This is a genomic window from Pseudomonas sp. B33.4 (genome assembly GCF_034555375.1).
In the GTDB taxonomy this organism is placed as follows: Bacteria; Pseudomonadota; Gammaproteobacteria; order Pseudomonadales; family Pseudomonadaceae; genus Aquipseudomonas.
The window spans coordinates 1,446,216-1,457,240 of the sequence record NZ_CP140706.1; the positions used below are offsets into that span (position 1 = coordinate 1,446,216).

11 protein-coding genes are annotated in these 11,025 nt (G+C 61.3%); 9 read left to right on the plus strand and 2 right to left on the minus strand.

Features of this window, described 5'->3' with window-relative positions; genetic code table 11:
* Positions 1 to 81: 81 nt before the first annotated feature.
* From U6037_RS06395 to pcaC, 9 genes are all read left to right on the plus strand, one after another.
* Complete coding sequence (locus tag U6037_RS06395) at positions 82 to 939, plus strand: CoA transferase subunit A (RefSeq protein WP_053117863.1); 858 nt, start codon at positions 82 to 84, stop codon at positions 937 to 939.
* Positions 939 to 1,718, plus strand: coding sequence for a CoA-transferase subunit beta (locus U6037_RS06400; RefSeq protein ID WP_016982817.1), 780 nt, complete (start codon positions 939 to 941; stop codon positions 1,716 to 1,718). The genes U6037_RS06395 and U6037_RS06400 overlap by 1 nt, the downstream gene beginning before the upstream one ends.
* Positions 1,715 to 2,920, plus strand: a complete 1,206-nt coding sequence (gene pcaF, locus U6037_RS06405; protein WP_258709367.1) for a 3-oxoadipyl-CoA thiolase — start codon at positions 1,715 to 1,717, stop codon at positions 2,918 to 2,920. Before U6037_RS06400 ends, pcaF begins: the two co-directional genes overlap by 4 nt.
* A gap of 36 nt (positions 2,921 to 2,956) precedes the next feature.
* Positions 2,957 to 3,661, plus strand: a complete 705-nt coding sequence (pcaH, locus tag U6037_RS06410) for a protocatechuate 3,4-dioxygenase subunit beta (RefSeq protein WP_016982815.1) — start codon at positions 2,957 to 2,959, stop codon at positions 3,659 to 3,661.
* 1 nt (position 3,662) lies between these two features.
* A complete protein-coding gene (gene pcaG, locus U6037_RS06415) occupies positions 3,663 to 4,229 on the plus strand; it encodes a protocatechuate 3,4-dioxygenase subunit alpha (protein ID WP_322846164.1) in 567 nt (188 codons plus the stop codon).
* 196 nt (positions 4,230 to 4,425) lie between these two features.
* Complete coding sequence (locus U6037_RS06420) at positions 4,426 to 5,721, plus strand: MFS family transporter (protein ID WP_180699771.1); 1,296 nt, start codon at positions 4,426 to 4,428, stop codon at positions 5,719 to 5,721.
* Between the two features lie 46 nt (positions 5,722 to 5,767).
* Complete coding sequence (locus tag U6037_RS06425; protein ID WP_322846165.1) at positions 5,768 to 7,132, plus strand: 3-carboxy-cis,cis-muconate cycloisomerase; 1,365 nt, start codon at positions 5,768 to 5,770, stop codon at positions 7,130 to 7,132.
* Positions 7,133 to 7,144: 12 nt separating this feature from the next.
* Complete coding sequence (gene pcaD / locus U6037_RS06430; protein WP_322846166.1) at positions 7,145 to 7,933, plus strand: 3-oxoadipate enol-lactonase; 789 nt, start codon at positions 7,145 to 7,147, stop codon at positions 7,931 to 7,933.
* A gap of 13 nt (positions 7,934 to 7,946) precedes the next feature.
* Complete coding sequence (pcaC, locus tag U6037_RS06435; RefSeq protein ID WP_025110738.1) at positions 7,947 to 8,339, plus strand: 4-carboxymuconolactone decarboxylase; 393 nt, start codon at positions 7,947 to 7,949, stop codon at positions 8,337 to 8,339.
* Between the two features lie 106 nt (positions 8,340 to 8,445).
* On the opposite strand, the gene U6037_RS06440 is transcribed toward pcaC, so the two are convergent.
* Both U6037_RS06440 and U6037_RS06445 read right to left on the minus strand, forming a co-directional pair.
* A complete protein-coding gene (locus U6037_RS06440; protein WP_322846167.1) occupies positions 8,446 to 9,249 on the minus strand; it encodes a methyltransferase domain-containing protein in 804 nt (267 codons plus the stop codon).
* A 269-nt stretch (positions 9,250 to 9,518) separates the two neighbouring features.
* A complete protein-coding gene (locus U6037_RS06445; protein ID WP_322846168.1) occupies positions 9,519 to 10,778 on the minus strand; it encodes an OprD family porin in 1,260 nt (419 codons plus the stop codon).
* Positions 10,779 to 11,025: the final 247 nt, after the last annotated feature.

Genomic DNA, 11,025 nt, shown 5'->3' on the forward strand with positions numbered 1-11,025 from the left:
GCTTAATCTGCAGTGACTCCGGCGCTGAACCTCGCGCCTTTTTATCACTGGCGATTCATTACAAAAACAGGAGCCCGCTCCATGGCTGAGATCCTTTCGCTGCACGACGCGGTGAAGCAATTCGTCAACGACGGCGACACCGTCGCACTCGAAGGCTTCACTCACTTGATCCCTACCGCAGCGGGTCATGAAATCATTCGTCAGGGCAAGAAAGATCTGACGCTGGTGCGGATGACACCTGACCTGATCTACGACCAACTGATCGGGGCCGGTTGCGCCCGCAAACTGATTTTCTCCTGGGGCGGTAACCCGGGCGTCGGTTCGCTGCACCGTCTGCGCGATGCGGTCGAGAAACAATGGCCGCAGCCACTGGAAATCGAAGAACACAGCCACGCCGACCTGGCGAATGCCTACGTCGCCGGCGCTTCCGGCCTACCGTTCGCAGTTCTGCGCGCCTACGCCGGTTCCGACCTGCCGAAGGTCAATCCGCTGATCAAAACCGTGACTTGCCCGTTCACCGGTGAAGTGTTGGCGGCCGTACCGTCGGTGCGCCCGGACGTGACCGTGATCCACGCACAGAAAGCCGACCGCCAGGGCAACGTGCTGCTGTGGGGCATTCTTGGTGTACAGAAAGAAGCCGCACTGGCCGCTAAACGCTGCATCGTCACCGTTGAAGAAATCGTCGACAACCTCAACGCACCGATGAACTCCTGCGTCTTGCCGACCTGGGCCTTGAGCGCAGTCTGCCATGTACCCGGCGGTGCACATCCGTCCTACGCCCACGGTTACAACGAGCGCGACAATCGTTTCTATCAGGCGTGGGATCCGATCGCCCGCGACCGTGAGACGTTTACCGCGTGGATCAACGAATACATCCATGGCTGCGCTGACTTCAGCGAGTTCCAGGCCAAGTTGGCCGCTGCTTCGGAGGCCAAGTAATGACTTACACCACCAATGAAATGATGACCGTCGCTGCGGCCCGTCGCCTGAAGAACGGCTCGGTGTGCTTCGTCGGTATCGGCCTGCCGTCGAAAGCCGCCAACCTCGCGCGCCTGACCTCGTCGCCGGACGTGGTGCTGATCTATGAATCGGGCCCGATTGGCGCCAAGCCAAGCGTGCTGCCGCTGTCCATCGGTGACGGCGAATTGGCGGAAACCGCCGACACCGTCGTCCCGACCGGTGAGATTTTTCGCTATTGGCTGCAGGGCGGGCGCATCGACGTCGGTTTTCTCGGCGCCGCGCAGGTCGACCGTTTCGGCAACATCAACACCACCGTGGTCGGCGATTATTTCTCGCCGAAAGTGCGCCTGCCGGGTGCCGGTGGCGCGCCGGAAATTGCCGGTTCGGCGAAAAGCGTGTTGATCATCCTTAAACAGTCGGCGCGTTCGTTTGTCGACAAGCTCGATTTCATCACCTCGGTCGGTCATGGCGAGGGCGGCGATTCGCGCAAACGTCTGGGCCTGCCGGGCGCCGGGCCGGTCGGGATCATCACCGACCTGTGCATCATGGAGCCGGAAGAGGGCACCCACGAGTTCGTGGTCACCGCACTGCACCCGGGCGTGACCCGCGAGCAAGTGGTCGCAGCCACCGGTTGGGCGATTCGTTTTGCTGACAGCGTTGAAACCACCGCTGAACCGACCGACGTCGAACTGACCGCGCTGCGCGATCTCGAAGCGCGCACCGCGGCCGCCCACGGCCAGGCACCGGGAGAAGCATGATGCGTGACGTTTATATCTGCGACGCGATTCGCACGCCGATCGGCCGTTTCGGCGGCGGACTGTCCGCCGTTCGCGCCGATGACCTGGCCGCTGTGCCGATCAAAGCCCTGATGGAGCGCAATCCCTCGGTGGACTGGAACGCCATCGACGAAGTGTTCCTCGGCTGCGCCAACCAGGCCGGTGAAGACAACCGCAACGTTGCGCGTATGGCGCTGCTGCTGGCCGGTCTGCCGGAAAGCGTGCCGGGCGTGACCCTCAATCGTCTTTGCGCCTCGGGCATGGACGCCATCGGCACCGCATTCCGTGCGATTGCCAGTGGCGAGATGGAGCTGGCGATTGCCGGCGGTGTCGAGTCGATGTCCCGCGCGCCGTTCGTGATGGGCAAGGCTGACGCGGCGTTCTCGCGCAATATGAAGCTGGAAGACACCACCATCGGCTGGCGTTTCATCAACCCGTTGATGAAGGCGCAGTACGGCGTCGACGCGATGCCGCAGACCGCCGACAACGTCGCCGACGACTATAAAGTGTCGCGCGCCGATCAGGACGCTTTCGCTTTGCGCAGTCAGCAACGTACCGCCGCCGCGCAGGCTGCCGGTTACTTCGCCGAAGAAATTGTTGAAGTACGGATTGCCCACAAGAAGGGCGAAACCGTGGTCAGCCAGGACGAACATCCGCGCGCCGACACCACGATTGAAGCGTTGACCAAGTTGAAACCGGTCAACGGCCCGGACAAAACCGTTACCGCCGGCAATGCTTCTGGCGTCAACGACGGTGCCGCCGCGCTGATTCTGGCTTCCGCCGAAGCGGTGAAAAAACACGGTCTGACCGCCCGTGCCAAAGTGCTCGGCATGGCCAGCGCCGGTGTCGCGCCTCGGGTGATGGGCATCGGCCCGGTGCCAGCGGTGCGCAAATTGATTGAGCGTCTCGGCGTAGCCGTCAGCGATTTCGACGTGATCGAACTCAACGAAGCGTTTGCCAGCCAAGGCCTGGCGGTGCTGCGTGAACTGGGTCTGGCCGATGACGCCGCGCAGGTCAACCCGAACGGTGGGGCGATTGCCCTCGGCCACCCGTTGGGCATGAGCGGTGCGCGTCTGGTGCTGACCGCGCTGCATCAGTTGGAAAAGACCGGTGGCAAGAAAGGTCTGGCGACCATGTGCGTCGGTGTCGGCCAAGGTCTGGCCTTGGCCATCGAACGCGTCTGACGCAAGCCGTGACGAAAAAGAACAGAGGAAAGCGACATGTCTGACAAGCCTGGTTACCGTCGTCCGCAGGAAGGCACTCAGCCTGAGTACCTGCACCCGACGTATCAATCCACCAACCTGCGCTCGCCGTCGAAGCCGTTGGTGTTTCTGCCGCACTCGCTGTCGGAAATCACCGGGCCGACCATCGGCGCCGAGCGCGTGGGCGACACCGATAACGACCTGACCGCCCAGCATGAAGGCGAGCCGCAGGGCGAACGCATCATCATTCACGGCCGCGTGCTCGACGAAAATGGTCTGCCGGTGCCGGGAATTCTGGTGGAGATCTGGCAGGCCAACGCCGCCGGTCGTTACAACCACAAGCGCGACCTGCACGACGCGCCGCTGGACCCGAACTTCACTGGCACCGGCCGCACCGTCACCGACGCCGATGGCTGGTATCAGTTCCAGACCATCAAGCCCGGCGCCTATCCGTGGGGCAATCACCACAACGCGTGGCGCCCGGCGCATATCCACTTTTCGCTGTTCGGGCCGAGCATCCTCACGCGTCTGGTCACGCAAATGTATTTCCCGGGCGACCCGCTGCTGGCGTACGACCCGATCTACAACTGTGTGCCGGACACCTCGGCCAAGGAACGCCTGATCGCCCGTTTCGACCTGGAAAAAACCATTCCGTCCTACGCCCTCGGTTATCGCTGGGACATCGTGCTGCGCGGGCGTGAAGCCACGCCGATGGAGAAATAAGATGACGCTGACTGCGACCACGTCCCACACCGTCGGGCCGTATTACCACATCGGCCTGACCTGGCTGAACCGCGAAGACCTCACCGTCGAACAAACCCTCGGCGAGCGCGTGGCAATCACCGGGCAAGTGGTGGATGGCAATGGCGATGTCGTCAACGATGCCATGCTTGAAGTCTGGCAGGCGAATGCCGCCGGCAAGTACGACCACCCGGAAGACGAGCAGGACAAACCGCTCGATCCGAACTTTGAAGGTTTTGGCCGGGTGCCGGTGGACGCTGAAGGGCGTTTCCGTTTCACCACGATCAAACCGGGTACGGTTGAGGGGCTGAAAGGCTCGACCCAGGCGCCGCATCTGGTGGTGCTGGTGTTTGCCCGTGGCTTGGTCAAGCACTTGCTGACGCGGATCTACTTTGAAGGCGAGCCGGCCAACGTCGATGATCCGTTGCTCGAATGTGTGCCGGCCGAGCGTCGTAGTACGTTGCTGGCCAAGCAGGACGCCTCGGGTGTTTACCAGTGGAATGTAATCCTGCAGGGCACTGATGCCGAGACGGTGTTCTTCGATTATTAATCGATCACCACCATCCCCTGTGGGAGCGAGCCTGCTCGCGAAAGCGGTGGGTCAGCCAACATCAATGTCGACTGACACTCCCTCTTCGCGAGCAGGCTCGCTCCCACAGGTGAGAACTGTGTTGCAGATGGAACTGTGGAACGGGACTGTTGCAAAGTATGTCTAGACTCTCACTGTCCCTATCGAGTGAAAAACAATGACAACCACCACCTCCCATTACACCGGTGAAGAGCGCAGCAAGCGCATCTTTGCCATTGTCGGCGCCTCGTCCGGCAACCTCGTCGAATGGTTCGACTTCTACGTCTATGCCTTTTGCGCGATCTATTTCGCCCCGGCGTTTTTCCCCTCCGACAACCCCACGGTGCAACTGGTCAACACGGCTGGCGTGTTCGCTGCCGGCTTCCTGATGCGCCCGATCGGTGGCTGGATTTTCGGCCGTGTTGCCGACAAGCACGGACGCAAGAACTCGATGCTTATCTCGATTCTGATGATGTGCTTCGGTTCGTTGCTGATCGCCTGCCTGCCGACTTACAAGGACATCGGCGTCTGGGCGCCGGTCCTGCTGTTGTTCGCACGCTTGCTGCAGGGCCTGTCGGTCGGCGGCGAGTACGGCACCACCGCGACCTATATGAGCGAAGTCGCCCTCAAGGGCCAGCGCGGATTTTTCGCCTCGTTCCAGTATGTGACCCTGATCGGCGGGCAACTGCTGGCGGTGTCGCTGGTGGTGATCCTGCAGCAGTTTCTCACCGAGGAAGACCTGCGTGCCTACGGCTGGCGGATTCCGTTTGTGGTCGGAGCTGTGGCGGCGTTGATTTCGCTTTTCCTGCGTCGCAGCTTGAAAGAAACCACCAACAAGGAAACCCGCGCGCACAAAGATGCCGGCAGCATCGCCGCGCTGTTCCGCGATCACAAAGCCGCGTTCATCACCGTGCTCGGTTACACGGCCGGTGGTTCGCTGATTTTCTACACCTTCACCACCTACATGCAGAAATACCTGGTGAACACCGCCGGCATGCACGCCAAGACCGCCAGCTACATCATGACCGGCGCGCTCTTCTTATATATGTGCATGCAGCCGCTGTTCGGCATGCTCGCCGACAAGATCGGCCGACGTAACTCAATGCTCTGGTTCGGCGCGCTCGGTACGCTGTTCACCGTGCCGATTCTGTTGAGCCTGAAAAGCGTCAGCAGCCCGTTCCTGGCGTTTGTGCTGATCACCGTGGCGCTGGCGATTGTCAGTTTCTACACCTCGATCAGTGGCTTGGTGAAAGCCGAAATGTTCCCGCCGGAAGTCCGCGCCCTCGGTGTCGGTCTGGCCTATGCAGTGGCGAATGCGATCTTCGGCGGCTCGGCGGAATTCGTCGCGCTGAGCCTGAAAAACATCGGCATGGAAAACTCCTTCTACTGGTACGTGACAGCCATGATGGCGATCGCCTTCCTGTTCAGCCTGCGCCTGCCGAAACAGGCGGCGTACTTGCACCACGATCTCTAACCCGATGCGCGCGGGCCGTCATGGCCCGCGCCGGCAAGGACTGTTTATGACTCAGCGACCGGGCAATCAATTGTTCGATGCCTATTTCACTGCCCGCGATATGCGTGAAGTGTTCTGTGATCAGGGCCGCGTGCAGGCCATGCTCGACTTTGAAGCGGCGCTGGCCCGGGCCGAGGCGCGGGTCGGATTGATTCCGATGTCCGCCGTGGCACCGATTGCGGCGGCGTGCAGCGCCGGTCTGTATGACTTTGCAGCACTGGGCGAGGCGATTGCCACGGCCGGCAATTCGGCGATTCCGCTGGTCAAGGCGTTGGGCAAACAGATCGCCGCCACCGATGCCGAGGCTGAGCGCTATGTGCATTTGGGCGCGACCAGTCAGGACGTGATGGATTCCGGGCTGGTGCTGCAATTGCGTCAGGCGCTGCAGTTGATTGAAAGCGATCTGGCGCAACTGGCCGATTCGCTTGCTGTTCAAGCACAACGCCATGCGGCGACGCCGCTGGCCGGGCGCACCTGGCTGCAACACGCAACGCCGGTCACCCTCGGCATGAAAATCGCCGGATGGTTGGGCGCTGTGACTCGCAGCCGTCAGCGTCTGCGCGAACTTAAACCGCGTTTGCTGGTGCTGCAATTCGGTGGCGCGTCCGGGACGCTCGCGGCGTTGGGCGAACAGGCGTTGCCGATCGCAGAAACCTTGGCCGAAGAACTGCAACTGACCTTGCCGGAACAACCGTGGCACACCCAGCGCGATCGTGTGGTGGAGTTCGGTGCGGTGCTCGGTTTGATCGCCGGCAGCCTCGGCAAATTCGGTCGCGACATCAGCCTGTTGATGCAGACCGAAGCCGCTGAGGTTTTTGAGCCTTCAGCGCCGGGCAAGGGCGGTTCGTCGACCATGCCGCACAAACGCAATCCGGTTGGCGCAGCGGTGTTGATCGGCGCGGCGACACGTGTGCCGGGTCTGGTTTCGACGCTGTTCAGCGCGATGCCGCAGGAGCACGAACGCAGCCTCGGTCTGTGGCATGCCGAATGGGAAACCTTGCCGGAGATTTGCTGCCTTGTTTCCGGTTCGCTGCAACAGGCTCGCTTGTTGGCGCAAGGGCTGGAAGTCGACGCTGAGCGCATGGCGCGCAACCTCGAATTGACGCAGGGGCTGGTGCTGGCCGAAGCCGTCAGCATCGTCCTCGCGCAACGGGTCGGCCGCGACACCGCGCATCATTTGCTTGAGCAATGCTGCAAACGCGCGGTGGCCGAACAGCGCCATTTGCGCGCCGTGCTCGGTGACGAACCGCAAGTCACCGCCGAGTTGAGCAGCGCTGAACTCGATCATCTTCTGAACCCCGCCCATTACCTCGGCCAGGCACAAACCTGGGTCGAGCGCGCGGTGGCCGAACACAACGCATTGTCTGTCTGAAAGGAGAGGGCTGTGGCTTTCGTTCAACTCGCCGATGGCGAACTGCACTATCAAATCGAGGGCCCGGTCGCTGCGCCGGTGCTGGTGCTGTCCAACTCGCTGGGCACCGACCTGCACATGTGGGACGCACAGATGCCGGCGTTTACCGAGCATTTTCGCGTGCTGCGTTTCGACACCCGTGGTCACGGCGAATCGCTGGTGACGCCGGGGCCTTACAGCATTGAGCAATTGGGTCACGATGTGCTCGGTCTGCTGGATGCGCTGCACATCGAGCGCGCGCATTTTTGCGGTTTGTCGATGGGCGGCCTGATCGGCCAGTGGCTGGGGATCAACGCCGGGCATCGCCTGAACAAGCTGATCGTTTGCAACACTGCGGCAAAAATCGGCGATCCGTCGGTGTGGAATCCACGCATCGAAACCGTGTTACGCGATGGTGCGGCGGCGATGGTTGCGCTGCGCGATGCGTCGATTGCCCGCTGGTTTACCCCGGACTTTTCGGCTGCTCATCCGGCAGCGGCCAAGCAGATTACCGACATGCTCGCGGCCACTTCGCCTGAAGGTTACGCGGCTAACTGCGCAGCGGTGCGTGATGCCGATTTCCGCGAGCAACTGGCTTCGATCAACGTGCCGTTGCTGGTGATTGCCGGCACTGAAGATGCGGTGACGCCGCCGTCCGGTGGGCATTTCATTCAGGAACACGTGCGCGACGCCGAATACGCCGAGTTCTATGCGGCCCATCTGTCGAACGTGCAGGCGGGTGACGATTTCAGTGATCGCGTGTTGGCGTTTCTAAACGCCTGATAAGGGGATTTTCGTGGACGAGAAACAACGTTACGACGACGGCATGCAAGTGCGCCGCGCGGTGTTGGGCGATGCGCATGTCGATCGCAGCCTGACCACGCTGACCGAGTTCAACTCGGAGTTTCAGGAGATGATCACCCGGCATGCCTGGGGCGATATCTGGACGCGTCCGGGCTTGCCTCGGCACACGCGCAGCCTGATCACTATCGCCATGTTGATCGGCATGAACCGCGAGGGTGAGCTGAAACTGCATCTGCGTGCGGCGGCCAATAATGGGGTGAGTCGCGGCGAGATCAAGGAAGTGATTATGCAGAGCGCGATTTATTGCGGGATTCCGGCGGCGAATGCGACGTTTCATCTGGCTGAATCGGTTTGGGATGAGCTGGGTGTTGAATCCCGAGAATAGTCGTTGGCCGGGCTGACGCCATCGCGAGCAGGCTCACTCCTACATTTGGAATGCGTTCCCCTGTAGGAGTGAGCCTGCTCGCGATAGCGATAGTGGCCGCGACAAATCAGACGGTGGCAACAATAAATATCCGCTTGAACGCAAACAACGTACGCCCATCCCCCTCCTGCGGATAATGCTCATGCACCCGCATCAGATAGTGATAGATAAACCGCGTCTGTTCCTCTGGACTCAGCGCCTGCATCACCGGCCGCAGCGCCGAGACCTTCACCCAGTCGTACACCGGCGACTTGCCGTCGACCACCTGCAACTGCTCGGTCTCCCAGATATCCAGCGACGAGGTCAGCGGCGCGAGCAAACGGTAGTAATCCTGCAGTGCCAACAACGGCCGTGCGGCCATGCGCTGACGCAGTTCTGGTGTGCCTATTGGCGTGCCGCCGGGACCGCCGTCTTCGAGGGTGTCGAGCATCAGCCGATACCACAGCGCATCGCGCCAGTCCGGCATGTGCGCTGCCAGACAACCGCCGGGATTCAGATAACCGAGCAGGTGCGGCAGCAGCGTTTCATGGCCCCCGATAAAGTGCAGTACGGCGGCAGCGAGCAGCAGATCCGCTGGCTGCTCCGGCCGCCAGTCGAGCAGATCGCAACACTTCCACTGCGCCCGGATCGGCAGACAGCGCGCTTCATCGAGCATCTGCGTGGAGCTGTCGACGCCCTGCAACTGCGCGCGCGGCCAGCGTTCGGCCAACAACTGCGTGGCAATGCCGGTACCGCAGCCAAGGTCGTAAATGCGTTGCGGGTTGGGCAGGTCGACACGGTCGAGCAATTCATGGACTGGGCGTTGCCTGAGACGGGAAAACTGCTGGTACGCCTTGGCGTCCCAGTCGGGTGTTGCGAGACGAGAGATCATTGAGGTGGTCCTCCGGTGATCGTTGGTGTCTTCCGATGACAACCTGGCTCACAGCTTGAGGACCGACTACGACGACGGAAGCGGAAAGGGTGAAGCTCCTGAGTCCTTCAGGTTTTGTCACTTTACCTGCCGGCCTGCGAAGTGCCACTTCTCCTGACCAGTGGCGAGAATTCCCCTGTAGGAGCTGCCGCAGGCTGCGATCTTTTGATCTTGTTTTTAAGATCAAAAGATCGCAGCCTGCGGCAGCTCCTACAGGGGTTGATCGGTGTTTAAAGGAGGCTGATCGGGTAGCTGACGATCAAGCGGTTCTCATCGAATTCGTTGTTGCTGAAATCCCGGCGCATGGTCGAGTTGCGCCATCTGAAGTTCAGATCCTTCAGCGCACCGCTCTGCACGGTGTAACCCAGCTCCGATTCGCGGCCCCATTCCTTGCCGTCGGTGATCGTCCCGGTGTGCACGTTGTCGCCGCTGATGTAGCGGTTCATCAGGGTCAGGCCGGGCACGCCCATGGCGGCGAAGTTGTAGTCGTGACGCAACTGCCAGGAGCGTTCCTGCGCATTGTCGTAGCTGGCGTTGTAGCTGTCGTTGGCCAACGTGCCGCCGCTGGTGCCGTTGACGCGCATCCACGCGCTGTCGCCGGTGAGTTTCTGCAGGCCGACGTAGAAAGTGTTGCCGCCGTACTTCGCCGAGAACATCCCCGACCAGGTTTTGTTGTCGAGGTCTCCAGCGCGGGCGCTGCCGTCGTCCTTGCCGTAGAAGAAGCCGAGGTTGGCGCCAAGGGTCCAGTCGCCCAGCGGCTGGCTGTGGATCAGGTTGACGTACTGTTGGCTATAGATGTCTTTGAGTTCGGCGTTCCACAGGCCGATCTGTGTGCGTTTTTCGTTGAAAACGTATTCGCCGCCCTGGAAGTTGAAGCGATCGGAGGTGAGCGCCGCTTTGCCGGTCATCGACATGTCGCTCATGCTGCTGTCGTCGCGCGGGCTGTTGGCGCGGAACTGGCCGCCGTAGAGGGTCAGGCCGTCGATTTCTTTCGACGTGATCTGCCCGCCACGGAAGGTCTGTGGCAGCGAGCGGCCATCGTCCGAACGCAGGATCGGCAGCACCGGCATCCACTCGCCGACTTTCACTTCGGTCTGCGAAAGTCTGGCTTTGAAGGCGACGTTGGTGCGACCGAAGTTGTCCGCCGGGCGGCCGTCATGGTCCAGCGGCAGCAACTGCGTACCACCCGTGCCTTTGCCGCCATCGAGTTTCACCGAATACAAGCCGAGCACGTCCATGCCGAAACCGACGGTGCCCTGGGTGAAACCGGATTTGGCGTCGAGGATGAAGTTCTGTGTCCACTCTTCAGCCTTGCCCTGCGCTTTGGTCGGGTTGGTGAAGTTGCGGTTGATGTAGAAGTTGCGCAGGTTCAGGTTGACCTTGGCCCCTTCGATGAAACCGGCCTCTTCAGCCGCAGCGGGCATCGCCGCGCCGGCCAGGGCCAGGGCGATCAGACCGGGAAATGCGTAAGGCGCAGGGGAGGTTGTCATAGCTGGGGTCTCTCTTGTTTTTTTAAGGCGAACGGGGGCGCTGCGGCCGTTTTTTTTTTGCGGTGCAGAAATGCGATGAATTCAGGGGGTGAAGCGGGGCGATCAGCCGGACGGAGCAGGGCGCGGGAGCATGGTGTCGAACCTGTTGTTATTGGTTTTGTGGAGCGAATGGTGCGGGGGGCGGTGGTGGGTATTCAATCGGCGGAAGCGGTTTTTGGGCGATTATCGAACGCAAGATTTGCTCGGG

Bases quoted from the DNA above. Each gene is read 5' to 3' on its own strand.
- U6037_RS06395 (WP_053117863.1), top strand. From the start codon at position 82: ATGGCTGAGATCCTTTCGCTGCACGACGCGGTGAAGCAATTCGTCAAC.
- U6037_RS06400 (WP_016982817.1), top strand. From the start codon at position 939: ATGACTTACACCACCAATGAAATGATGACCGTCGCTGCGGCCCGTCGC.
- pcaF (WP_258709367.1), top strand. From the start codon at position 1,715: ATGATGCGTGACGTTTATATCTGCGACGCGATTCGCACGCCGATCGGC.
- pcaH (WP_016982815.1), top strand. From the start codon at position 2,957: ATGTCTGACAAGCCTGGTTACCGTCGTCCGCAGGAAGGCACTCAGCCT.
- pcaG (WP_322846164.1), top strand. From the start codon at position 3,663: ATGACGCTGACTGCGACCACGTCCCACACCGTCGGGCCGTATTACCAC.
- U6037_RS06420 (WP_180699771.1), top strand. From the start codon at position 4,426: ATGACAACCACCACCTCCCATTACACCGGTGAAGAGCGCAGCAAGCGC.
- U6037_RS06425 (WP_322846165.1), top strand. From the start codon at position 5,768: ATGACTCAGCGACCGGGCAATCAATTGTTCGATGCCTATTTCACTGCC.
- U6037_RS06440 (WP_322846167.1), bottom strand. From the start codon at position 9,249: ATGATCTCTCGTCTCGCAACACCCGACTGGGACGCCAAGGCGTACCAG.
- U6037_RS06445 (WP_322846168.1), bottom strand. From the start codon at position 10,778: ATGACAACCTCCCCTGCGCCTTACGCATTTCCCGGTCTGATCGCCCTG.